This is a genomic window from Pseudoalteromonas sp. NZS71 (genome assembly GCF_015864715.1).
Classification (GTDB): domain Bacteria; phylum Pseudomonadota; class Gammaproteobacteria; order Enterobacterales; family Alteromonadaceae; genus Pseudoalteromonas; species Pseudoalteromonas arctica.
In genome coordinates, this window is sequence record NZ_JADYWS010000008.1 from 46,214 (window position 1) to 71,536 (window position 25,323).

21 protein-coding genes are annotated in these 25,323 nt (G+C 40.3%); 6 read left to right on the forward strand and 15 right to left on the reverse strand.

All coding sequences use genetic code 11. The annotated features are described in order from the left end of the window. Positions 1–69: 69 nt before the first annotated feature. From I6E85_RS06915 to I6E85_RS06945, 7 genes are all read right to left on the reverse strand, one after another. Positions 70–411: a YajD family HNH nuclease gene (locus I6E85_RS06915; protein ID WP_007581433.1), complete on the reverse strand. Its 342-nt coding sequence runs from the start codon at positions 409–411 to the stop codon at positions 70–72. Positions 412–448: 37 nt separating this feature from the next. Beyond that, positions 449–1,384 (reverse strand): hypothetical protein, encoded by a 936-nt coding sequence (locus I6E85_RS06920; RefSeq protein WP_197236745.1) that lies wholly within the window; start codon positions 1,382–1,384, stop codon positions 449–451. Positions 1,385–1,469: 85 nt separating this feature from the next. Continuing rightward, positions 1,470–2,084 carry an ACP phosphodiesterase gene (locus I6E85_RS06925; protein WP_024590241.1) on the reverse strand — a complete coding sequence of 205 codons (615 nt, stop codon included), beginning with the start codon at positions 2,082–2,084 and terminating at the stop codon, positions 1,470–1,472. Positions 2,085–2,321: 237 nt separating this feature from the next. Next, the gene (locus I6E85_RS06930; protein ID WP_024590240.1) at positions 2,322–2,555 is read right to left on the reverse strand and encodes a ChaB family protein; all 234 of its coding nucleotides are present in this window, start codon (positions 2,553–2,555) and stop codon (positions 2,322–2,324) included. 16 nt (positions 2,556–2,571) lie between these two features. Continuing rightward, positions 2,572–3,141, reverse strand: coding sequence for a superoxide dismutase family protein (gene sodC, locus I6E85_RS06935; protein WP_197236746.1), 570 nt, complete (start codon positions 3,139–3,141; stop codon positions 2,572–2,574). A gap of 668 nt (positions 3,142–3,809) precedes the next feature. Beyond that, entirely contained in the window at positions 3,810–4,304 is a 495-nt protein-coding gene (locus tag I6E85_RS06940; protein ID WP_024590238.1) for a hypothetical protein, read from the reverse strand. A 221-nt stretch (positions 4,305–4,525) separates the two neighbouring features. Next, positions 4,526–5,758 carry a cytochrome C gene (locus tag I6E85_RS06945; protein ID WP_197236747.1) on the reverse strand — a complete coding sequence of 411 codons (1,233 nt, stop codon included), beginning with the start codon at positions 5,756–5,758 and terminating at the stop codon, positions 4,526–4,528. 337 nt (positions 5,759–6,095) lie between these two features. Between I6E85_RS06945 and I6E85_RS06950 the strand changes: the two genes are divergently transcribed. From I6E85_RS06950 to I6E85_RS06965, 4 genes are all read left to right on the forward strand, one after another. Continuing rightward, on the forward strand, positions 6,096–6,341 hold the full coding sequence (locus I6E85_RS06950; protein ID WP_002958040.1) for a DUF4235 domain-containing protein: 246 nt from the start codon (positions 6,096–6,098) through the stop codon (positions 6,339–6,341). Positions 6,342–6,599: 258 nt separating this feature from the next. Then, a complete protein-coding gene (locus tag I6E85_RS06955) occupies positions 6,600–6,908 on the forward strand; it encodes a hypothetical protein (RefSeq protein ID WP_007579961.1) in 309 nt (102 codons plus the stop codon). A gap of 304 nt (positions 6,909–7,212) precedes the next feature. Continuing rightward, positions 7,213–8,361, forward strand: coding sequence for a hypothetical protein (locus I6E85_RS06960; RefSeq protein ID WP_197236748.1), 1,149 nt, complete (start codon positions 7,213–7,215; stop codon positions 8,359–8,361). 389 nt (positions 8,362–8,750) lie between these two features. Continuing rightward, a complete protein-coding gene (locus I6E85_RS06965; RefSeq protein WP_197236749.1) occupies positions 8,751–11,360 on the forward strand; it encodes an AAA family ATPase in 2,610 nt (869 codons plus the stop codon). A gap of 515 nt (positions 11,361–11,875) precedes the next feature. On the opposite strand, the gene I6E85_RS06970 is transcribed toward I6E85_RS06965, so the two are convergent. From I6E85_RS06970 to I6E85_RS06995, 6 genes are all read right to left on the reverse strand, one after another. Beyond that, on the reverse strand, positions 11,876–12,160 hold the full coding sequence (locus I6E85_RS06970) for an addiction module antidote protein (RefSeq protein WP_170071711.1): 285 nt from the start codon (positions 12,158–12,160) through the stop codon (positions 11,876–11,878). Positions 12,161–12,165: 5 nt separating this feature from the next. Continuing rightward, the gene (locus I6E85_RS06975; RefSeq protein WP_197236750.1) at positions 12,166–12,462 is read right to left on the reverse strand and encodes a type II toxin-antitoxin system RelE/ParE family toxin; all 297 of its coding nucleotides are present in this window, start codon (positions 12,460–12,462) and stop codon (positions 12,166–12,168) included. 315 nt (positions 12,463–12,777) lie between these two features. Beyond that, positions 12,778–15,669: an aminomethyl-transferring glycine dehydrogenase gene (gcvP, locus tag I6E85_RS06980; protein ID WP_197236751.1), complete on the reverse strand. Its 2,892-nt coding sequence runs from the start codon at positions 15,667–15,669 to the stop codon at positions 12,778–12,780. Between the two features lie 161 nt (positions 15,670–15,830). After that, the gene (gene gcvH / locus I6E85_RS06985; RefSeq protein ID WP_024590231.1) at positions 15,831–16,220 is read right to left on the reverse strand and encodes a glycine cleavage system protein GcvH; all 390 of its coding nucleotides are present in this window, start codon (positions 16,218–16,220) and stop codon (positions 15,831–15,833) included. Between the two features lie 73 nt (positions 16,221–16,293). After that, a complete protein-coding gene (gene gcvT, locus I6E85_RS06990; RefSeq protein ID WP_182736215.1) occupies positions 16,294–17,376 on the reverse strand; it encodes a glycine cleavage system aminomethyltransferase GcvT in 1,083 nt (360 codons plus the stop codon). 114 nt (positions 17,377–17,490) lie between these two features. Beyond that, entirely contained in the window at positions 17,491–18,090 is a 600-nt protein-coding gene (locus I6E85_RS06995) for a hypothetical protein (RefSeq protein ID WP_197236752.1), read from the reverse strand. A gap of 126 nt (positions 18,091–18,216) precedes the next feature. Here I6E85_RS06995 and I6E85_RS07000 point away from each other — a divergent pair, with 126 nt between their 5' ends. Together I6E85_RS07000 and I6E85_RS07005 are read left to right on the forward strand one after the other, a co-directional pair. Then, positions 18,217–19,068: a LysR family transcriptional regulator gene (locus I6E85_RS07000; RefSeq protein WP_007579940.1), complete on the forward strand. Its 852-nt coding sequence runs from the start codon at positions 18,217–18,219 to the stop codon at positions 19,066–19,068. Positions 19,069–19,256: 188 nt separating this feature from the next. Continuing rightward, on the forward strand, positions 19,257–21,413 hold the full coding sequence (locus I6E85_RS07005; RefSeq protein ID WP_197236753.1) for a TonB-dependent receptor: 2,157 nt from the start codon (positions 19,257–19,259) through the stop codon (positions 21,411–21,413). 530 nt (positions 21,414–21,943) lie between these two features. Here I6E85_RS07005 and rlmB read toward each other — a convergent pair. Together rlmB and rnr are read right to left on the reverse strand one after the other, a co-directional pair. Continuing rightward, the gene (gene rlmB, locus I6E85_RS07010) at positions 21,944–22,687 is read right to left on the reverse strand and encodes a 23S rRNA (guanosine(2251)-2'-O)-methyltransferase RlmB (RefSeq protein ID WP_007378377.1); all 744 of its coding nucleotides are present in this window, start codon (positions 22,685–22,687) and stop codon (positions 21,944–21,946) included. Further along, entirely contained in the window at positions 22,684–25,179 is a 2,496-nt protein-coding gene (gene rnr / locus I6E85_RS07015; RefSeq protein ID WP_197236754.1) for a ribonuclease R, read from the reverse strand. The genes rlmB and rnr overlap by 4 nt, the downstream gene beginning before the upstream one ends. Positions 25,180–25,323 lie beyond the last annotated feature (144 nt).

The window sequence follows — 25,323 nt, forward strand, 5'->3', positions numbered from 1 at the left end:
TAACCGTTCATCCTCAAAAGCCATTTAAATTAATAAAATTTTAGGTTTAAGCTCTTAATTTAACTAATATTACTTTGATTTATTAAGCATCGCTTTTAAATCGGCAAATGGAGAATGCGTCGCAGCCTCCACTTTGCGATCTGTAGTCGACCCGCCATACATAATATGCTCGTGGTATTTATTGTGCTCATTATCGTGGCAATAAATACACAATAACTCCCAGTTACTACCGTCTTCAGGATTATTACTGTGGTTATGATCAACATGGTGCACCGTTAACTCACGTAAATTTGAGTATTCAAACTCACGAGCACAACGCCCGCATACCCAAGGGTATAATCTTAAGGCTTTTATTCTATAACCTTCCTCTTGCTTAACATAAGCCTGAGGTACATCGTTATTCTTACTCATAATATTCCTGGTAAATTCACTATTTCGGTGCTCAATACTAAAAAAACTTAATTACTGACAAATCACCAAAAGAAGTATCTATATGCCGGCCTGTTTGCTCCCACGCACGTAGTACAACCATAAGTTTTTTATTGTCGGAAGTCCAAGAAATTCCACCGCCGTATGCTTCAACTTTTTCGCCGCCCGAATCTTTTAACCCCAGTCCAGGGTCTGTATTTCGAATATTTCCCTTACCTACTTTGTATTCAGCAAATACGTGAACATTATGCGGTAACGAAAATGATAAAAGCGAGCCAATACTCGCCCCATACGAATTAGAAATTAACTTAGTGACCTGTGGTGCAGATGAATTTAAAAAATCAGCCTGAAACACAATATTATCTTTATTCTCAAGAGATACATGCTTGAAAGACCAAGCACCAACAACACTTAACGACAAATCAAATTTGCTGCTTAGCTTTGGCCTATTAAGAAAAAAATGCTCAAACAAAGACTCTTTATTATTGAAGGTATAGAAGTTGTGTTGGCCAGATAGCTCAAACTTGGTTGAACGTATATTTTGCGAGAAAATTTGATCCGTTTGATTGCCGCTTAAATTGCTAGCCGTGCTTTGCAGCCCTTCAAGCGTTTGATAGTTAAATGTGATTTTAGAATTTTTAAATTTTCTATACGAAAGCAGTATATCTTGTGTTTTTGTTTCAACATCATCTTCGAAAATATCGGCTGAATAACCAATTTCAATGTCGTTAATATCAAAAAACACACCCACACGTTGATTGTTTATGGGCTCTAACGAAAACAGTGTTTTTTGATTACTCCCAGCCAAGTCGTCGTATATTAACGCGTGACTAGTGTTAGGGTTTGAAATAGTGGTTCGTACCGACTTTAAGTCAAAGTCGAAAGCCAATACAGCACCAGATTGAAATGCCGCTAAAACAGCAAAGCTCACAATAACCAAGTAATTGCGATTCATTAAAAACACTCAAAAATTAATTTGTATTAGAGTAGCGTTTTTTTCACCTTAAATTATCACAAAAGGTTAACAATTGATGAAAACTTTAAATAATGCGCTTTATGTCATTTTTTGGGGTGCTTTCAAGGTCAAACTCACTTACATGCTTAATTAGCTCCGGGAAGAACGCTAAAAACACGGCTTCTAATTCGTCGTAGTTACGCGTTATATCATCAGCCGCCCCCGCAAAGTTATTAGTAAAACGGATGCGGTTAGCAATATTATCAAGTGCTACTCCTATTCCCTCAACGGTTTCGTACTCTTTAAACCAATCGTTTTTAGTCATACTTGTTACAACATGCTGCATGCGCGGCGGCATAACAGGTATGCGATTATTCAAAAGCTGATAGCTGGTGTACTTAAAATCACTTAAAGGTTGCTTGCTAAATCGCTGCCAATGCACAATTAAAAAATGATCAAACACCACATCAATAGCCACACCAGCAAAACGTTTACGCTCAGGTGAAAAGTACTGTTTAGCGTGTTTAACTGCGCGGTGGGAGTCGGTAAATTTATCGACTAAATAGTGGTTATCGAGCCCGTTTTTAACCGTATTTGGTAAGTACTCTACATGCCTTTTACCACCAAAGTCGCCCAATAAGTTCCCAAAGTGAGAATCGGCTGTGGGCTGCGCTAAATAAAGATGAGCTAAATAATTCAAAGTGTTCTCGGGCTTGGCTAATACAAACAAATAATAACGTAAATTTAAACTAAACTCACATTCGTGTTTAAAGCAGTACTTATGGTTTTGCTTCTCAATTTTACTCAAACATGCCGTAAAGTATTGTTTAAAAAGGTAAATAGAAAAACGATTAATCACTGGGCTCTATAAAAAAGCCACTACAATAAGCTGTAGCGGCTTTTTAATACTTCAGCCTTGTTGTTAGTTTGATCAAAACTAATTACTCGACTTTACCCAATTTCCATTGTCATTTTTGCTATAACTGTTTTTAACCGCAGACCAAGCCACTTTGTGCGCAGTGGTTTCGCGGTCGTCGTCGTTTTTTCTATCGCTCGGGTCCTTGTAGGTATCCCATGCACTATTAAACGCCTCTTGATATATGTCTTGAGCATGTTTAGGTAAGTTACTTTTTACCGACTCAGGTAGTTCGTCACGGTTTTTATATGGCATAACTTTCTCCTTATATTTACTTAATTACGCCACAAGCAACACGGCTACCACCGCCACCTAATGGCTTTGGCTCATCTGCATAGTTATCACTTCCTTCGTGGATCATCACAGCATGTTGTTTAAGTTTTTCAAGCGTGAGCCTTGGCGCTAAAACAGGCGATTTAGCTTGGCCACTTTCATTTACATACAACGCCGGTAAATCGCCTAAATGGCCGTTGGCCCAAGGAGCATCATGATGCTCGCTAGCTTTTGGATCGAAATGCCCACCAGCACCACCACCTGGCACTACCTTATCGCCTTTTTTCTTGGGTTCACAACTAGCAAATTGATGAACATGAAAGCCGTGCTGCCCCGGCGTTAAACCTTTTAAGTTTGGTGAAAAAACAACGCCGTGATCATTTTCTGTTAGTGTAATAGTGCCTAGTAATTGCCCCTGGCCCGACTTAGTAACTTGGTGCATTTCAACGTTTACATTAGCCAGTGCACTATTTTGTAGTAACACGCTGGCAAATAATATTGCAAAAGCAGGTTTTAAAACGCGGTTTAAACTTCTTTTAGCTTTTGAATCAAACTGCAAACAATTCATCATCATCTCCTGATTTAGTATCAAATTAATAAAACAATATCGCTAAATTAAGCGACTATTAAATAAGTAGTTTCAATGTCTATACCAGTCCTATGTGTAAACGTAAATTTATGTTTTTCTAGTCGTAATCTATTGATTAGAGGTCATTTTAACTAAACATCCATTTAATTAATGAGCTAACTTTTACTCAAAGATTAAGTAAAAACCGAGGCATATTTACAAAGAAAATGGCAACTTTACAAAGCTCTTGAGAAAAGATTACCAACGTCCCTACCAAAAAAGACAACCCAAGTGAAAAAGAGGATCTTAAAGAGGCTGTTATTACTTAGGCGGTAGTCTCGAGGGTTGGTGTTGGTTGAATGGCCGTACGTTATGAAATAAAGAAGCGCCAATCTAAATAAGTCTTCTAAGATACTCTTCACGCGTTATATCTATAAGGGGTATTTATTTTTATAATCAAAGTATGTTTAAAACCAACCCGCTTATAAATGGGTCCATTTAATGACAAAAATTACGTTATTTAGTTGTTCTATATCAGAAGTTTTTAACGCAGTTAGCGTAAGATTTAATCCCTCAAATTGATTAAGTATTATTGCTTGGCACTAAAAGGCGAGCACAAAAAAAGGTGAAACAAAGTTTCACCTTTTTAATTCATTAGCTAGCTAGCATTACGCTGTAGATACGTTACTTGCGCCTGCATTGTTAAGTATTTCTTCAATAGCGTTTTTGTTGTCACTATCGTACTTAATACCAATTAATATAGAGCCTTTTTCAATGGCATCTTCATAATACTTAATTTCGTGCTCGGGGATAAACGCACCAATTGCGGCACCTAAAGTACCACCTACTGCAGCGCCTGCGCCACCAGCAGCAAATGCAGCGACTAATGGTCCGGCAACTAATAAGCCAGTACCACCTGTTGCTACAGTCCCTACGGCAGTGAATCCGCCAATAATTGCAGCAAGAATACCACCCGAAGCCGCGCCAATAAGGCCACCTTCAGAAGCTTTAGTACCTTCGTCTACAGCAAAATCTTCCTTTGCGTATGAGTCGTTGGCTACAATACTAATATCAGCTTCATTAATACCTAAAGCTTCTAATCTATAAATTGCGAGTGTTGCTTGTGATGCACTTTCGAATAACCCAGTAATAACGGTACTCATAATAACTCCTTTATTTATTTAAGAAAATACACTTACGACCAAGCAAAACTCAAACCAAATAAATTATCATTTAAAATCAATAATATAAAATAAAAACCAGTACTAACACTCTTATTATTAGAGTAAAAATTGCTAAATTTTGTAAAAAACTCCTATCTACATAAACAAACTTACTAACAAGCGGTATGCCATTTTTAATATAAATATATTAATTAAAATTATTACTTAGACCATGTAATTTCAGCTAATTGGTTAGTCGCTGTTTGGTGAATAATCAGCCCATTATTCCCCATGCGCATATGCCTAATTAAACCTGAGTAAACCCCCTCTTTACTCGGAATTTGCCAGCTTTGCATGGTTTCGGTATTAAGGTCGAACCTTACTAAGGTTTCAGGGCGTTTGGCTGACTCGTTAAACCAAATGGCGTTATCGGCATATTCAATTGCATACGGGTGGCTGTTTTCACCGCTGGGATTATCCCACTGCGTGATCTTCTTGGTTTTTGGGTTATAGCGGCCAAGTTTACCCATACCAGAGTTAACATAAAAAACCATATCGCCAGGCGTAATGGCAAGTCGCCTTGCATGCGTTTTAGCACCCGGGAGTTTAATTTCGCTAAGCTCCATAGAGCTTTTATCAACTTTAACCAAACAGTTACTACCATTACACGAAACCCACGGCGTGCCGTTGGAATCAAGCTTAATACCATATGGCCGTGAGCCTTTAGTGGGTAAAGTAGCGAGTTTAATATCGCCAGTTGTAGGGTCTAGCTTGCCAATCATATTACTGTGTTGCAGGGTAAACCAAAATATACCGGCTTCATCAAATACACCGGTATGCGGGTCGCGGGCGTTTTTATCGGGCATTTTATACACTTTAAATTTTTCGGTTTTTAAATCTAAATATCCAACCGTGCCATTTTTATTCCCTAAAAACCAAGGAGTTTGATTTTTATCAAGCGACACACTGTGCGCATAGGTACCACTTGGCAGTGTGTACTCTTTCATATCGCCGGTTTTAGGGTCTAACCTGCCTAAAATATTACCCCACTGGCCAACCCACCAAATAAGTCCGTTTTTACCTTGTACCGGATCGCGAGCGCGCTGCCCAAGCGTAGGCACTTGCCAGTATTTAAAGCTAAGCTTTAAATCGCCCGCAACAACCTTAGATTCGCGCTTGGTATTAACAGGATAATGCTCAGCTAAATAAGCGCTTATATCTTTATTAAGCGCAGTATCTGCGCCCGTATCAACCATATAGCTTATTAATGTTTGCCAGTCCTGCTGGCTATAACCCGCACTGCGCTCAAGATTAGTTAAACTATGGCAACTAGCACAAAGCTGCTCAACTAGCGGCCCCTTATCGTTGCTCAGCACTGGTAGCGGTGCAGCCAAAGTGCCCGACACAGCCATTACCGCAACGTATTTATTAAATAAAAATCTATTTTTACTCATAACGCCCTCCCTTGTTTTTAATATTAAAGCATAGGATAAAAGTGTTTACTATCTGTACAACAATGAGTGCGATAAGCCGGCTAGAAGGTAAGTTAAATTACAGGGTTAATATCTAAAAAAATATTTCAAGTAGAGTTGTGCACGCTCTACATTGGTTATTTATCTTGTGTGTAAGCGTGGTGTGAGCGTGGTTTTAAACGACTAATTTGCACAAATACAAAACGCCCTAATTTAAAAGCTCCTCAACCTATCGGTATGTAAATTGCTGGTACTACTGTTCTTACTTAAAGAGTTACATATTAATAACTCACGCTACAACTAAATAATCGAGGGTAATATGAGTAATAAACAGCTAATTACGACGATAGGTATAGGTCTGGCCGCTGCATCAGCAGGTATGTTAACAAGGAAAACTTTACAAAAATCGTGGGAAAAGGTTACCAACGAACCAGCCCCAAAAGATAGACCAAGCGAAGAAACAGATCTTAAAGAGGCCGTTACATGGGCAGTAGTCTCAGGTATTGGTGCGGGTGTTGCAAGAATGGCCGTACGTTATGTGCTAGACAAACGCCGATCCAAATAAACCTCCCCTATTAATACCTCTTATAAGTATTAATCGTAATACGGTGAGGCTCTAAAGACCGCTTGCGACAGCTACTCCTTAGTTGTTGCAAGCAACCTGGCAAAACCCTAGGGCGCCTTCCGACATGCACTCCTAAATTCTAAGCTGATACACTCTATTAAACATTAACTCCCTTTCAAAGTTGTTGCCTGCCTACAAGCTTGCGTATAATGCCCGCATTCCGGCTGCATTTTTTAGCCGCTAACTTGGATTTTATTAATGAAAAAACTCTCTGCAGTGCAAATAAAGCAGCAAGCACTTGTGCTTAATACAGCTGAAAAATTAGAAGAACAAGGCCGCGCTGAGCTCCCAGGCATGCTGCAATGCTGGTTTGATGTGGAATATCACTTATTTCCAAGTACACTACTGCTGTGCTTTCAGTTTGAAAACGAGCAGGCCTTAGCCGCCGCAGAGCCAGATTTATTAAAGTGGCAAAAACGCTTAAGCGGCGCAATGCTTAAAAAAGGCGTTATTTTAAAAGATATGCGTAAACATTTAGTGTTTACCTTAAAAGGGCCTGATGATTAAAGCGAGGTTTTTAAAGGGGTATAGAGCCTTATGCTCGTATTGCCAAAGCACATAAAACTATAATGAAAAGCCGCTGCATTACTGCAACGGCTTTTTACTTTTATTAGAGCTTAAAGTAGTACCTATAAAGATCAATTTTTGACTCAGGGATTTTTATTAGCCGATGATACTAATTGGCCGTTAAACAATACTAATGCACGGCAAAAACAAATATCAGTCGATTCAACGTTAATTGGTTGCCCTAAGTTAGCAATAGTAGGATAGTAAATTACACATAAAACAATAGCTTTATCTTAGGAGTATTATGATCAAAGTATTATTAGCGACCAGCTTAATTGCCTCTTCATTCGCTGCTTTAAGTAATCCTTTAACTGTTGAAGAACAGCGTATCAACAAAGCACAATCAGCAATGCCAAATGTTTTAAATGCATTTACCCCACAAGTATCAAATTTTGAACAGCAATTTAAAGAATTAAACGACTTTAAAAGTGCAAAAATCTTAGTACAAAGCTTTAGCTTTGAACTGTGGGAAAACGCCAAACAACGCATAATAAAAACTAATAACTACGACGACCGAGAGCTTTACTGGGCACGCCTGCTTTCAAGCAAAGTAATACGTACAACATCATCTAAATTTTCAATTACACAGGCTCAACTAAATACTTTACTAACAATGCTTGAAGACGGCAGCAGAGGCCGTACCGACCTTGCTTTTTCATCAGGCAGTACTAAAAAAATATTACTAACAGGCTTTGACCCTTTTTTACTCGATAAAAACATAAACCAAAGTAATCCCTCAGGTGTTGCAGCGTTATTACTCGACGGCCAAGTTATTAATTACAACGGCATCAGCGCAGAAATTAATACCGTTATGGTGCCTGTACGCTACGAAGATTTTGATCAAGGAATAATAGAGTCGCTACTTGCCTCCTACTACGCACTTAATAATGTAGACATGGTAGTAACCGTAAGTATGGGCAGAACAGAATTTGATTTAGAGCACTTCCCGGGCAAACGTCGCAGTGTAACCGCCCCCGATAATGCCAATATTGTGTATGGTGGAACGCAAACAAGCCCAGTAATACCAAAGCTTAATGGCCGACCACTCCCGGGCAACGAGTTTGTAAAATTTAGCTTGCCAGTAAATTACATGCAAAAAGCTAAAGGCCCTTATAAAGTTATCGACAATCATGAAGTCACCACGCTTGAAAAAACCTATAAAGCGGGTTCGTACGGCGAGCTAAAAAATAGTATTGCGGTAAATGGCGGCGGCGGTGGTTACCTGTCTAACGAAATATCGTACCGAAGTATTCGCCTGCGCGATGCGCTTAATTCAAGTATACCTACAGGGCATATTCATACCCCACGTATTCAACAATTCGAACCTGAAACAGAAGCTAAAATAGTAAAACAAATAAAGGCAATGCTAGAGCAAAGCTTAGTCGCGCTATAGTTTAGAACGACTAGTTTGAGCGCATAAAAAAGGGCAATAACATTGCCCTTTATTAAATGGGGTTACTAGAGGAAGGTTTTGCATTTTTCCTTAATCACAAAAGGCAAAAAGAAAGACCTGCCCCTGCCGATTGTATTATTCAAGCCATGGTGCATATTCACACCAATCAACGTCATTACTAGGTCCGTAGTCATATTTAAATTGAGTTTAAATAATAAGAACACTTGGTTTTTGAATAAAAAGATCAAGAAAACACAACTAGCTCCTTGACCAGAGTTTCTAATGGGTGACTACTTTAATCTCCTGCTTTTGAAAATTATATTACTATTAGTCTTCAGTATTTATTGATATTCTTTTTTAAGGATTATTGATTTTATAAAGGATAAGGAATGTCGATAAAAAATGTAATTGAGTGGGTTAACGCTAAAGGTAAACCTTTGTGGTGGCGAGCAGCAGTTAAAGATATTTTAGACAATGGAACTTTGACTGGACAGCACAGAAATGTGTTATTAGAGTTAGCTAAAACAGAGCATTTAATTAACTCTCCAGACGCTCTCTTTGCAACTAAAACAGCTCTTGTATCAGATGTTGGGTATAACGTTGAAAGCGAGCCTGTACGTTTGCTAGGTATCTCCAACACTTCTAATGTTGCATCACTGGTGCAAAACCAAAATTTAGCATTTGACGCACAAACTAACTTGATTGTTGTTTATGGCAATAATGGCTCAGGCAAATCCAGTTATGCCAAAGTGTTAAAAAATGCATGTTTAACTAGAGGTGATGCTCCTGAAGTAATTTCTAATGTTTATGAAAATACGAAAGGAATACCAAGCTCAGAAATTAACATTCAGATAAGCGATAAACAGCCCAAAGCAGATGTTTGGGTTAAAAATCAGGCATCATCACCTGAGCTGAAATCAATTCGAGTTTTTGATAGTAAATCGGCTAATCATTATCTAGCTAAAAAAGGTAATGTTGAATATAAGCCTGCGGCTCTAAAAGTGTTGGACGAGCTAATTCTAGTCTGTAATCACGTAGCTAAGGCTAGTATTACTAGCGTTCGAGCACTAGGAGAACAGACTACTTTCCCTCAACTTCCGGCAGGTTCTCGAAGTGCAATATTTCTTCAAAAAATCAATAAAGACACTACTGTTGAAGAGTTAGAGCAAAATTGTGCATCACAAGTTGAAGTAGATAGCCTAACCCAATTGAGAAAAGAGTTGGCAGAATTGCAGGGGAGTTCGCCTGAAGACCTACGTAAAAAATTTAAAGAGCAATATCAGCGACTTGATCCTCTAATAAATCACTTTGGTAGGCTATTAAAGTCCACAAGTAATGAAGCTGTTTTAACTATTTCTAAGCTATTTGATACTTATAAGACAACCGAAACAGCGGCAGAGGTCGCTAGACATCAAGCTTTAGGTGGATTGCCAGTTGAAGGTATTGGTTCGCAAGTATGGAAATCAATGTGGCAACATGTTGAAGAGTTTATTAAGCATAACGGGCAAGGTCAATCATTTCCACCTGTGGCTGGAGAAAGCTGCCCTACTTGTTTACAGCCGATAACAGAGACAACCGCCAAACAATTACAGAAGTTTAATGATTACTTAAAAGACAAAACACAAAGTGAAGCAGATGCAGCTAAGAAAAATTTCGATCAAGCAGTTAACTGCTTAGGGAGGTTAAACTTTGACTTAACAGCGCATGAAGGAGTTTTAAGTTGGATTGAAGGCTCCAAAAAAGAAGTTGCGGATAGCTTAAGAAACCTTAATGCTGATATTCAAAAAAGGGTCAATGGTATAATTGGTAAACCTGCTATTTTCCAGTTTAAAGAGTTAGTGCTTAATGGCTTAACTTGGTTGAAACTACAAAGTGAAAACTTTAAGAAAAAAGAACAAGAAGTAAAAGATGACGCAGCTAAACAAACCACAATAACTTTACTGATAAATAAAATATCTGATATAGAAAACCGCAGCCAAATAACGACAAATAAAGCTTTAATACAAAACGAAATTAAACGTTTAAAGCAATTGCACTTGTTAGAAAATTTAGGCCTAAGTGCCAAAATTTCTTCTATTACTAGAAAGGTAAACGAGATAGCAAAACAAGGTAGTGTTGGCAAACTACAAGAAACCTTTGTTCAGGAACTCAAAAAACTCAATTTCAAACACCTTGAAGTCCAAACTGCAACTAGCGGTAAAGCTGGTCAATCTATGCTAGAGATTAAATTAGCCAATAGCGAAGCAAAAATCCCTGAAATTGCCAGTGAAGGCGAGCAAAAGTGTATTGCACTAGCTGGCTTTATGGCTGAGCTAATAGTAGATAACCGTAAGTCTGCGATCGTGTTTGATGATCCCGTAAATTCGCTTGATCATCTATGGCGTGAAAAATTTGCAAATCGTATTGTTGAAGAGAGCAAGAATAGACAAGTAGTTGTATTAACCCACGATCTACCATTCTTAAAAATGCTTGAAGATGTGGCAAATCAACATCAGTTTCCTATTAGTATTAGTGCAATTCGAAGGCATGGAAAGTTAGCTGGATACCCTATGGTTGAACCACCTTGGGAAGCATTTAATACTAATAAGAGGATTAAAAAGCTGAAGACCCAATTACCTGAACTTAAAAATCAATTTAATAACCCAGATCAACAGCAATATATTTTATCTGCCAAATCTTTTTATGATCAAATGCGTAAAACGTGGGAAAGGTTAGTTGAAGAATGGTTATTAAAAGGTGTCGTTGAGCGTTTTAGTTATGGGGTAAAAACTCAGAATTTAAAATATATTGATACCATTGATGCTAATGACAACAAAATCATTAGCGATGCTTATGCAAAATGCTGCAAGCATGTTCATGACACTGCTATTGCGTTTGGAGTTAGTTTCCCGGATTTTGATGAACTGGAAAGTGACCTTACAGGCTTAGAAAGTTACTTCAATGACCTAAAAAAGCGAAGAGAAAAACCGGTGCCATTAGGCGTACCATCAGGGACCTAAATCGGATTAAATTAATCACATGAATATGAATACAGAGGGTCAGGTCTTGTATCTTGCCAAGACCAAACAGCAATCTCACGTTTAACACCCTTCCCCGTCATCACGCCCTGAAAATAAGCAATTGATGAGTAATGTCGCGCATGGATGCGCGATAAGGCGGAACTAGGCCATGGATGGCCTATCTTCGCCGTTTACGTTCACATCAATTGTGCATTGAAGGAAATAGCGTGATGCTCGGGTGCGCTGAGAGTGTCCAGAGAGGGACCAGCGGCAGCCCCTCTTTGGCTGCCGTCGCCAGCGCGACAAAACCTTGAATAAGGTTTCTAATCATTAAAAAGTACCAAACGTATTCGCGTTATCTGTAATAGTAACCTCAAACACCCATTCAAATACTTATTCGGGCTACCGCCCGCGCGTCAGCAAGCTAAACGCCTACAACAAATAACACACACTCTTGGCTTTTAAGTGAGTAAGTATATTTGTGATTCGTTGGGTTTCGTTTCACTCTACCTAGCCTATGCAACTTGTGTTGTAAGGCGAAAGTTAAGTGCTTTCATCACTTTAAAAATAGTTTCCCAACGTGGCTTGGTTTTACCGTTAACTGCTTTATATAAGCTTTCACGGTTTAGCCCCGTTGCTTTAGCAATATCACTCACGCCATGTTTTTTAACTAATAAGCCAAGTGCTTCAATAAAGGTATTTGGATCATCATCAGCTAAACACTCTTTTAAAAATGTATTAATTTCTTGCTGTGTTTCCATATAGTCAAACGGGTTAAAATCTGATGTTTGTAGCGCCATAGTAATTACTCCAATTCTCTTAAAAGGGCTTTTGCTTTGGTAATGTCTTTACCTTGTGTACCTTTATGGCCACCATTGAGTAGTAAAATAATTTCACCGCCTCTAATTATGTAATAAACACGATAGCCTTTCCCTACGAAAATTCGCATTTCAGATATGCCACCACCAACAGATTCACTATCGCCAAAGTTACCATTTATGGCACGTGTAATACGTTTAGCTATTGCCATAAAAGCTTGACGATCTTTGAGCTTTTTAAGCCATTTATCGAACTCGTCGGTTTTCTTAATACGATATTTCATAAAATAATTGTAGCCCAAAGGCTACATACGTGCAATATTATTTAAGGGATACCAAATTTTGATTTAACAATCAACGCGCCAGCAAGCTTAACGCCTACAATAAATAACACATACTCTTGGTTGTGAGCGAGTAAGTATATTTGTGATTTGTTGGGTTTCGTTTCACTCTTCCCAACCTACGCCCATATAATTTATAGCGAATCACCACACACAAAAAAGCCGTTGCATTGCTGCAACGGCTTTTATAATTTTGATAAATTCCCAAACTATAATGGAACTTACTACCCATTAAAGTTCAAAAATCAGTCTCTGCTCTTAGTCGCGATAAGTCTCAACCGCTGGGCATGAACATACTAAGTTACGGTCGCCGTATACGTCATCAATACGTGTAACGGTTGGCCAGAACTTGTTTTTAGCCACTGCAGGCACTGGGAATGCAGCGTAAAAACGGTCGTATGCGCGGTCCCATTCGTTACCTAACACGTCGCCTTGTGTATGCGGTGCAAACACTAGCGGGTTGTTTTCGATTGACCATTCGCCAGAGATTACTTTTTCAATTTCGCCTTTAATTGACACCATTGCTTCGATAAAGCGGTCAATCTCACCTTTTGATTCAGACTCAGTTGGCTCAATCATTAATGTGCCAGCTACTGGGAACGACATAGTTGGTGAATGGAAACCGTAATCTTGCAAACGCTTAGCTACGTCCATTTCAGTAATGCCTGATAGCTCTTTAAGCGGGCGTAAGTCAACAATACATTCGTGAGCAACACGGCTGTTACGACCACGGTATAAAATTGGGAAGTGCTTGCTTAGCTCATGCGTTAAGTAGTTAGCATTAACAATTGCCATTTCAGTGGCTTGTTTTAAGCCCTCGCTGCCCATCATGGTGATGTAAGCCCATGAAATAGGTAAAATAGCGGCTGAGCCGTAAGGCGCTGCCGATACCGCACCATTACCAATGTTAGTACCTGGTACGTTAATTACGCTATGGTTTGGCATAAATGGCGCAAGGTGCGATTTAACACCAATTGGGCCAACACCTGGACCACCGCCACCGTGTGGAATACAAAACGTTTTATGCAAGTTTAAGTGCGATACGTCTGAGCCAATAAAGCCTGGGCTTGTTACGCCAACTTGCGCGTTCATGTTAGCGCCGTCCATGTAAACTTGGCCGCCGTGCTCATGAATAATGTCGCAAATTTCGCGAATTGTTTCTTCGTATACGCCGTGCGTAGACGGGTATGTGATCATGATGCACGATAAGTTTTCAGACACTTCCTCAGCTTTCGCTTTAAGGTCTGCCATGTCTACGTTACCGTTTTTGTCGCAGTTAACTACCACAATTTTCATGCTCGCCATTTGCGCTGATGCAGGGTTAGTACCGTGCGCAGAGCTTGGGATTAAACATACATTACGGTGTGCATCGCCGCGTGATTCGTGATATTTACGAATCGCGATTAAACCTGCGTATTCACCTTGCGCGCCAGAGTTTGGTTGAAGTGATACTGCATCGTAACCGGTAATGTTTACTAGCCAGTCGTGAAGCTCGCCAATCATTATTTGGTAACCTTCGGCTTGATCCAGCGGGCAGAATGGGTGAAGGTTTGCAAACTCAGGCCACGTAATTGGGATCATCTCAGCAGTCGCGTTTAGTTTCATGGTACATGAGCCTAACGAGATCATTGAGTGATTAAGCGATAAGTCTTTGCTTTCTAGTCGCTTAATGTAGCGAAGCATGTCTGTTTCGCTGTGGTAGCTGTTAAAGTTTGGATGCGTTAGTACTTCGTCATCACGTACTAAACTTGCAGGAATTGACTCACTGCCATTTGTTTCAACGTCGGCTGCAATAGTGTCAACACTTAGGCCATGGCCTTCGCCTAAAATAATATCGAATAACTCAGCTACATCGGCACGTGTTGTTGTTTCTGATACCGAAATTGAGTACTCGCCTTCGTGGTTTGTTGCAAAGTTTACGCCTTTTGCAATTGCACGTGCTGTTACGTCGTTTTTGCTGTCGCTTACTACTGTTAGCGTATCAAACCACGTGCTGTGCTTAAGTGCGATGCCTTTAGCTTTAAGACCACTTGCTAAAATATCAGCAAAGCGATGTATACGCTGCGCGATAGTTTTTAAACCTTGTGGGCCGTGGTACACCGCGTAAAACGCTGCCATGTTGGCAAGTAATACTTGCGCTGTACAAATGTTTGAGTTGGCCTTGTCGCGGCGAATATGTTGTTCGCGCGTTTGCATTGCCATACGTAGTGCGTCGTTACCTAAACGGTCTTTAGATACACCAATAATACGACCTGGTAATGAACGCTTGTATGCGTCACGTGTTGCAAAAAATGCAGCGTGTGGACCGCCGTAACCCATAGGTACGCCAAAACGTTGAGCCGAACCAAGTACTACGTCTGCGCCTAGTTTACCCGGTGCTTTTAATAGTAATAAACTCATTATGTCGGCAGCAACACAGGCAATGGCCTTTTTGCTTTGTACGCCAGCAATTAGGTCTGTTATGTCTACCACTTCGCCTGATGTAGTTGGGTATTGGAACAATGCGCCAAAAATATCAAAGTTAACGGCATCTTCTGCTTTACCTACAATTATTTCAAAACCAAACTGCTCGGCACGCGTTGTTACTACGTCGATTGTTTGTGTGTGTACGTCGTCTGCAATAAAAAAGGCATTGGCTTTTTTTGCTTTTGATACGCGTTTTGCAAGGCCCATAGCCTCTGCAGCCGCTGTTGATTCGTCAAGTAGTGATGCACTTGCTAAATCAAGACCTGTTAAATCTAGGGTCATAGTTTGGAAGTTTAATAATGATTCTAAACGCCCTTGAGCAATCTCTGGCTGATACGGTGTGTACGCTGTATACCAACCTGGATTTTCTAGTACGTTACGTAAAATTACGTGCGGTACGTTAGTTGGGTGGTAGCCTTGGCCAATGTACGATTTGAAAACTTTATTTTTGCTGGCTACTGATTTTAGGTAGCTTAGTGTTTCAACTTCAGTACGGCTTTCGCCAACTGTTAGCGGTTGTTCTAGACGAATGCTAGCCGGTACAGTTTGGTCAATGAGCTCTTGCACACTCGATACTTCTAAAGCACTTAGCATATCGCTTACTTGTGCTGGGCTTGGCCCAATATGGCGGCGAATAAAATCTTGCTTTTGCTCTAGTTCTTCAAGAGATTTGGCGTTTGACATGAATCCAGATTCCTATGATCCTAAATGCTAATGGGTAACTAGCATTAATTAAAATATTTGACGATTTAACAGTTCACTCAGTATGGGGTGGTGAGCTGTAAAATCATAAAAGCCCCATTTTTATACATTAAACGGGGCTTTTAGTTATCTACAAAAAATGATTATTCTTCGTCGATAGTGTGCGAGTAACCTTCAGCGTCTAATAAGTTGTCTAGCTCAGACTCGTCAGATGCTTTAATACGGAATAACCAACCGTCGCCGTAAGCGTCGTTGTTTACTGTTTCAGGTGAATCTTCAAGTTCTTCGTTAATAGCAACAATTTCGCCACTAATAGGTGCGTAAATGTCTGATGCTGCTTTAACTGACTCTGCTACTGCACAGTCTTCGCCAGCGTCTACTTCGTCGCCAACTTCTGGTAATTCAACAAATACCATGTCGCCAAGAAGCTCTTGTGCATGCTCAGAAATACCAACAGTAAATGTACCGTCGCCTTCACTGCGAACCCACTCGTGTGAAGGTGCGTATTTTAACTCGCTAGGAATGTTGCTCATTTTATTTGTCCTTTGGTTTATATTGGGAGGATACCAATCGCAATAATTATTGTGATTGGTATAACCAAATTATTTAAATTATTGATTTACCGTTACGTACAAAGCTAGGCTTTACTACTTTAACGTTTACTAATTTTTTACGCATTTCTACTTGAGCTGTATCGCCTGTTGAACGTGGTACACGTGCAAGGGCTACACTAAAACCAAGTGTTGGTGAAAAAGTACCAGACGTAATAATACCTATCCCACCGTCAACAATTACTTTAGAACCGCTACGCAAAACGCCTTTTTCTTCAAACACTAAGCCAACTAGTTTGTCAGTGCTTTTTTCTGCGCGTTGCTTAACAAGTACGTCACGGCCAATAAAGTCGCGATCTTCTGGTTCCCATGCAATGGTCCATGCCATGTTAGCAGCAAGTGGTGATACGCTTTCGTCCATATCTAGACCGTAAAGGTTCATACCAGCTTCTAAACGTAGCGTGTCGCGTGCACCTAAACCAGCAGGCTTAACACCTGCGTCTAGCAGTTGCTGCCATAAATCGGCTGCTTGGTCGTTCGGTACTACTATTTCGTAACCGTCTTCGCCAGTATAACCCGTTGTGGCAATAAATAAATCACCTACTTGAACACCAAAAAACGGCTTCATACCTTCAACAGCTGCTTGTTGCTCGGCATTTAAAAGAGTGGCTGTTTTTGCTTTAGCGTTAGGGCCTTGTACTGCAATCATTGCAAACTCAGGGCGCTCTGTAACAGTTACGTCAAAGTCGCTCGATACGTTAGCTAAATGCGCTAGGTCTTTTTCGCGCGTTGCTGAGTTAACAACTAGGCGGTAAAAGGTTTCGCTAAAGAAATAAATAATTAAGTCGTCTATTACACCGCCTTGCTCGTTAAGCATGCCGGTGTAAAGCGCTTTACCTGGTACGGTTAATTTTGCAACGTCGTTAGCTACTAGCTTACGTAAAAATGCTTTTGCTTGAGGCCCTTCAATATCAACAATAGTCATGTGTGATACATCAAACATACCTGCATCGGTACGTACGCTATTGTGTTCTTCTATTTGTGAGCCGTAGTTGATTGGCATTTCCCAGCCATGAAAATCAACCATTTTAGCGCCCGCTTCTAGGTGCTTAGCATGTAGTACAGTTTTAGAAGTCATAACATTCCTTCACGTTTAAATTAACCCTGTTTAGGGCGTGGCTTAAATTAGTTTTTACTTAACCGTAATTAAAAACAGGTAAACATTGTTATGTTCACCTGTTGTTTGTATTCGTTATGCGGCTTCACTATGCATAAGTGCAAAACCTTGCGCTTGCATGTAGCTTTGCCATTTTTGTAATTCTTGTTGTTTAGCTACTAATACAAAGTGTTGTTCGTCGTTTTTATCAATGGCGGTAATAAATACATCACCACTTTGCGCACCGTAGCATAGTTGCGCGTCAGAAAGGCGCAAACCTGGTGTTAATTTAAAAGCATTTACTAGAGTATCAAACGCGTTGTCGCCACTTAAAATAAAGCTTGCTAGGTCGGTGCGTACTACATAATCAATATCAAAACGTAGCTGTTGCTCGTTTATAAGCGCTTGTAGTTGAAGGCTTGCGCTATGCGGTAATACAAATCTAAAGGCGGTTTCGCTAAAGTAATAAACAGCAAAGCTGTAGTCAGAATTATAGTCGCCATCAAGCGTGCCCTTTAAGCCTAAACCGCTGGCGGTAAGCTTAGTTAAATCAAGGCCTAAAATAGTGCTTAAAAATACACTGGTTTCGGTGCCGCTAAAATCCATTACAACGTGATTGTTGTTAGTTTGCAAAGCGTTAGTAACCGCACTACTTGCGTTGCTGTGGCGGGCAAACATTATTGGGTTAAAAGTCATAACAAACACCTGTGTATTTTCGATTACAAAAGTATATTGCCCACGCCTACCAACAACAAATTGTAATTTTTTATCAATTGATAAATAATACTTATATATATAGCTATATAAATTGTAATTTTAAATATGAAAAACATATCAACAGACGGTTTACGTACTTTTGTAATGGTAGTTGAAATAGGTGGCTTTGCTAAAGCTGGCGATTTACTTGGCTTGTCGCAACCTGCTGTCAGTTTGCAAATAAAGCGCTTAGAAGACGTGCTTGGCTATAAACTATTTAAAAAACAAGGACAGCGCCAAGTATTAAACCAGTACGGCGAGCTATTATTGCCTATGGCAAAACAAATGATGCAACACAACGATGCTATTTTGCAGCAGTTCACATCAGAAAACATTGCAGGTAAAGTGCGCTTGGGTATTCCGAGCGAGTTTGCTGCGCGTATTTTACCCTCAATTATTGGCGACTTTGTGGCGCTCTACCCTGAGGTGTCGTTAGAAGTTAAGTCGCGTTTAAGTAAACATTTACTTTCGGCTTCTCGCCAAGATCAGTTCGATTTAGTACTTGCGCTAAATGAGCGACTCAACTCTGATAAGTTTCCTATTTTTATGCAAGACGAGTTAGTGTGGGTGGGCGACCTGTCACTTGCGCAAAACGACGTGGTTACGCTAGTTACCGCACCAGAGGGGTGTATTTATCGTCGCCGTGCAATTGATGCATTAAAAAGTGCGGGCATAAAATACCGAATTGTATATAGCAACGCCGATTTAACCGGCCTTATTGCTGCATTAAAAGAAGGCTTAGGTATTACCGTACTTGCTAAAAGCACAGTACCGAGTGAGCTTAACTATCAAGTTCAAACCAAACATTTACCCACTCTTGGTAATATTGGTATTAGTTTAATTAAAAGTTCGGGTGAATCGGATCATGCAGTAGATAAGCTCGCGGAGTTTATAGCGCTACGTTTAGGTTATAGCTAATCAAAACTTTATAACGAGTAAAGCAATTACAAAGTAATACAAAAGAAATAATTTAGTTAACAAAGTTGCATAAGTAGGTGCTTTTAGTTCTATTAAACTGAATAATTAAATACTTAATAACATTGATTCGTATTCGTTAACGTGTTCAAATTACGCCAATTAAGATAATTGACATGATTAGGAACACAATGAACCCTAAGTTTTTAGTATCTACCCTTGCAACTGCGGTTGCTTTGTCTTTTAGTGCTACTGCAATAGCAAAAAACACCAGCAATAAAGAACAACGCTTTGAACAAATTACCGTTATTGGCTCAGAACAAGCAATTAACGATATTCCTGGTTCGGCTACGTTTATTTCTGATGAAGAACTTCAAAAATTCAAATTTACTGATATTTCTCGCGTTTTAGCGTCTGTTCCGGGCGTTTACGTGCAAGAAGAAGACGGCTACGGCCTTCGTCCTAATATTGGTATGCGCGGTACAGGTACTGGCCGTAACGATAAAATATCAGTAATGGAAGACGGTGTATTGGTTGCACCAGCACCATATTCAGCACCATCTGCTTACTACTTCCCTACTACGGGTCGTATGGAGTCTATTGAAGTATTAAAAGGCGCGGCATCAGTTAAGTATGGCCCGCGTACTACGGGCGGTGTTTTAAACTTACTTTCGCGCAGCTTACCTACGGAGCCAAATAGCTCAAAGGGTATGGTAGATGCAGCCCTTGGTGGTGATGGTTACTACAAAGGTCACGCTTACTTCGGTAAAGAAAAAAACAACACAGCAGGCTTAATTGAAGTATTTACTTACGGCGCAGACGGCTTTAAAGAGCTGCCAGTAGGTAATGACAACACCGGCTTTGAAAAAACAGATTTACTATTAAAGTTTGGCCATACGTTTGGTCAAAACGATGCGCATAATCTTGAGCTAAAAATTAAGTACTCTGACGAAACATCAGACGAAACATACATGGGCTTAACTGACGAAGACTATCAAGAAAGTCCTTACCGTCGTTATGCTGCATCGCAAAACGATGAAATGAATACTCGCCATAACGCATACCAACTTAACTACGCGTACCGTTTTGGTGATGGCTATGAATTTTTAGCTACGGCTTACTTAAACGATTTTCATCGTAACTGGTATAAAGCCAGCAAAGTAAGCGAAAGCTACCTTGAGCAATACAGTGAATTTGAAGCAAACCCGACAAGCGAAGGTATTGAAGGTATTGGTATTAAAGCTAATAACCGCGATTACCAAGCTAAAGGTATTCAGTCTGAATTACATATTCCTGCAGGCGATCACTATGTAACTGTTGGCGTACGTTACCACGAAGACGAAATGGATCGTTTTCAATGGGAAGACAAATACACACTTAATCAAGACCTAAGCTTAACGCTTACAGAGCAAGGCGTTCCGGGCTCTGACAGCAACCGTGTAGATAGCGCAGAAGCAAGTACATTGTTTATTCAAGACGAGTGGACAATTGATGCATTAGTAGTAAGTGCAGGTCTTCGTTATGAAGACATTACTATTACGCGTGAAGAGTGGTCTAAATCAGATCCAACACGCAGCAACGGTTTAACTAAAGATGTGTCGAACGACACTGAAATTTTAGTGCCGTCACTAGGTGCTACTTACACGCTTAACGAAAACGTAACGCTACTTGCGGGCATTCAAAAAGGTTATGCACCAGCAGCACCTGGTAATGCTGACCAAGAAGAAGAAGAAAGTGTAAACATTGAGTTTGGCTCTCGCTTTAATATGGATGGCTTTAGCGGTGAAGTAATTGCGTTTTACTCTGACTACAGCAACATGCACGGTAACTGTACTGCAGCGGTTGGTTGTAGCGACGACAACATTGGCGACCAATACAACTACGGTGAAGTAGAAGTAGCGGGCTTTGAATTTAGTGCAGCACGTACGTTTGCAACTGATACAGCTATGTTCCCAGTTAAATTAACGTATACCTACACAGACTCTGAGTTTAAAAACGATTTTGATTCAGAAATTTGGGGCACGGTAGAAAAAGGCGATGCAATGCCTTACGTACCAGAAAACCAAGTAGCGTTATCGTTAGGTGCTGAGTTTTCTGCGTTTGTAGTTAACAGCCAAATACGTTACGTATCTGATGCGCATGCTAACTTAACGCAGTCGGGCTTAAACGCAATTGATAGCCGCGTAGTATGGGATTTAGCTGCTAAATACTTAATCGATGAGAATCAAAAAGTATACCTAAGCGTTGATAATTTGTTTGATAAAACATACGTTGCTAACCGTTCAAACGGTGGCATTCAACCAGGTAAGCCACGTACTGTACAGATGGGCTACACTTACTCATTCTAAATTGAAAGCTGGTTAAACGGTTCACTAACAGCGTTGATAATTTTTTATGTAAGAACACTACACATCTAAATTATTGCCTTGTTATTAAACCGTTTACCTGCGCTTTGTATAGGAGAAATGGTTCACTAACAGCGTTAATAATTTTTTATGTAAGAACACTACACATCTAAATTATTGCCTTGTTATTAAACCGTTTACCTGCGCTTTGTATAGGAGAAATGGTTCACTAACAGCGTTAATAATTTTTTATGTAAGAACACTACACATCTAAATTATTGCCTTGTTATTAAACCGTTTACCTGCGCTTTGTATAGGAGAAATGGTTCACTAGCTGCGTTAAAAATAACTCATATAAGAACAACTATATTTCGTTATTTTTGCCTTGCTATAGAGCTATTTCCCTATCGCTATAATAGAGCACCAATTCAATACAATTGGTGCAAAGTTAAAGCGCAAATTACAGATACAAAAAAGCCGAGATTGAATTTCAATCTCGGCTTTTTAATACATAAAACTTATCGTTTTATATATTAGTTATTTGCGTTACGTTGGCGCAATACTTCAAACAAACAAATACCCGTGGCTACCGATACGTTTAAGCTTGAAACAGTACCCGCCATTGGGATTTTAACGAGCATATCGCAATGCTCACGCGTTAAGCGTCGCATGCCCTCGCCTTCTGCGCCCATAACAATCGCCATTGGCCCCGTTAAGCTTGCATCAAATACGTGGTTATCAGTTTCGCCAGCAGTGCCTACAACCCATACGCCTGCATCTTTAATTTCGCGAAGCGTGCGTGCAAGGTTAGTCACTTGAATAAGCGGTACTGTTTCGGCTGCGCCACAAGCAACTTTACGTGCTGTGCCGTTAAGCTTGGCAGAGCGATCTTTAGGTACAATTATAGCGTGAACACCAGCAGCGTCTGCACTACGTAGGCATGCGCCTAAGTTATGCGGATCGGTAATACCATCAAGCACAAGTAAAAACGGTGTGTCTTCACGAGCGATTATTGCATCAAGATCTTTTTCGTTAAACGTTGGCGCTGCTTTTACGTTGGCAATAATACCTTGATGCTGCTCACCCTTTGATTTGCTATCAAGGGCTTTACGCTGCATAAACTGTACTGAAATACCAAACTTACGTGCTTCATCAATAATCGGAGTTGAGCGTTTGTCGTCACGACCTTTAAGGGCGTAAATTTCTACAAAGCGCTCTGGTTCGCTTTCTAAAATTGCTTCAACAGAGTGAAAGCCAAAAATTAATTCATTACTCACGTATTATCTGCTCCTGGGCTAGTACTTTTACGGGCATTTTTGCCAGCTCTTTTAGGCTTTTTAACTGCCTTCTTCTTCGGCTTTTTCTTTACGGCAGTGTCTGCTGCTTTTTTATCTGCGGGTTTAGTTGCAGACTTATTTGCAGGCTTGCCTTTATCTTTATTTGCTGGCTTTTTTTTACCTTTTGGTTTGTCATCGCTGTGCGACTTTTTACCCGGTACTTTGCCTGCTTTTAATTGCGAACGCACACTTGCTGGCGCATGCTCAGATTTACCTGAACCTTTTTTTGGCGCACGACGACGTGAGTATCTGTCTTGTGCAACATCGCCTTTAAGCGTTAAGTTGATACGGCGATCGTCTAAACTAACCGACGCAACTTTTACTGTTACTTTATCGCCAAGGCGATAAACTTTGTGAGAGTGCTCACCTATTAGGGTGTGTTTTGCAGCGTCATGTGCAAAAAATTCGTCGCCTAAATTAGTAACATGAATAAGCCCATCAATTTGTAAATCGTCTAAACGAATAAACAAACCAAAGTTAGTGACCGATGAAATAACACCGTCAAACTCGTCACCTACATGATCTTGCATAAACTCACATTTAAGCCAGTCGGCTACTTCGCGAGTTGCATCATCGGCGCGGCGCTCTGTGGTAGAACACTGCTCACCAAGTTGATCAACTTCGTCGTCGGTATAAGCGTATTCGCCAGACGTTTGCTGACCTTGTGCTTTTATAACTGCTTTAATAGCACGATGTACTACTAAATCTGGGTAACGACGTATTGGCGATGTAAAGTGCGCATAAGCCGATAACGCTAAACCAAAGTGACCAATGTTATCTGGCTGATATACAGCTTGTTTCATTGAACGCAGTAGCATAGTTTGAATAAGCTCGGCTTCTGGGCGGTCACCTAGTCGCGCTAATACTTGGGTTATTTCTTTTGGTGTTGGCTCGTCGCTTAATGTGCTTTGAATACCTAACTCGCCTAAAAACTTAGTAAAGTTACCTAGTTTTTCGCTGTCTGGTTCGTCATGCACACGATAAAGCGCGCTTGCTTCGTGCTTTTCAAGAATTTTAGCCGCCGATACGTTGGCTAAAATCATACATTCTTCAATGAGTTTGTGCGCATCGTTACGAATAACAGGCACTATTGATTCTATTTTACGCTGAGCGTTAAATACAAAACGTGTTTCTAGGGTTTCAAACTCAATGGCACCACGGTCTTGGCGTGCAGCTTTAAGTGCCATATACATTTGCTGTAAGTCAGTTAAATGTGGCACTACGGCTGAGTATTCTTCGCGTAGTTTTTCGTCGTTTTGTAAAATGGCATTTACTTTGGTGTAAGTTAAACGTGCATGCGAGTTCATTATCGCTTCGTAAAACTTATAGCCCGAAAGTTTACCCGCGCTCGATACGGTCATTTCGGCAACCATACATAAGCGATCTACTTTTGGATTAAGCGAACATAATCCGTTAGAAAGCACTTTTGGTAGCATCGGAATTACTTGCTCAGGGAAATACACTGAGTTACCACGCAAAATTGCTTCTTTGTTAAGCGGCGTGTTCATTCCTACGTAATGCGATACATCGGCAATGGCAACCCATAAGCGCCAGCCACCCGATTTTTTAGGTTCACAGTATACGGCGTCATCAAAGTCGCGAGCGTCTTCGCCATCAATAGTTACAAGTGGTAAGTCACGTAAATCTACGCGGCCTTGTTTGTCAGCGTCTTCAACAAACTCACCTAGGTGAGCAACTTGTGCTTCAACTTCTTCTGGCCATACATGTGGAATATCGTGATTGCGCAGTGCGACTTCGATTTCCATACCTGGGGCTAAATGCTCACCAAGTACATCAATAATTTTACCTACCGCGTTCATGTTACGGCTTGGATTTTGAGTGATTTTAACCTGCACCATTTGGTTATGGCGGGCACCGTTTTCGTTGCCTGGTAAAATCATTATATCTTGCGTTATGCGCGGGTCTTCAGCTACCACAACGGCAACACCATGCTCAACAAAGTAACGGCCAACAATTGGCGCGCGCTCGTTAGTAAGCACTTTTATAATACGTGCATCGCATTTTGAGCCAGAGCCACGTTTAGTGCCTTTAGCTAGTACAATGTCGCCATGTAACACCATATTCATTTGGTGCTTAGCAATAAACCAATCTTTACTCTCGCCTTCAACTTCTAAAAAGCCAAAACCGTCTCTGTGGCCTATTACTTTGCCTTTGGTTAAACCGGCTTCGTCAATTAGGGCATAGCATTTAAATTTATTAAAATACAGCTGTCCGTCACGCTCCATAGCGCGAAGGCGGCGTTTAAATGCTATTTGGCGTTCGTCATCGTTTACTGCTAGTTCTTCACATAATTGCGCGTAGTTAGCAGGTTTTGAACGCTCTTGAAGGTGAGTAAGTATAAACTCACGACTAGGGACTGGGTTTTCGTACTTTTCTTGTTCTCGACTGAGATTTGGATCTTGGTTTGACATTCACTATCTTGTTAGTTGGTTATGTAGGTATTTTAACCCATATAGTTATAATGAGACAGGTAAAAGCGATTAAACTTTTAAGAAAGCACTTTTACCTTGCTGTTTATCTTGCTGTATAGTTTAAAAATCTAGCGCAATGGGGCT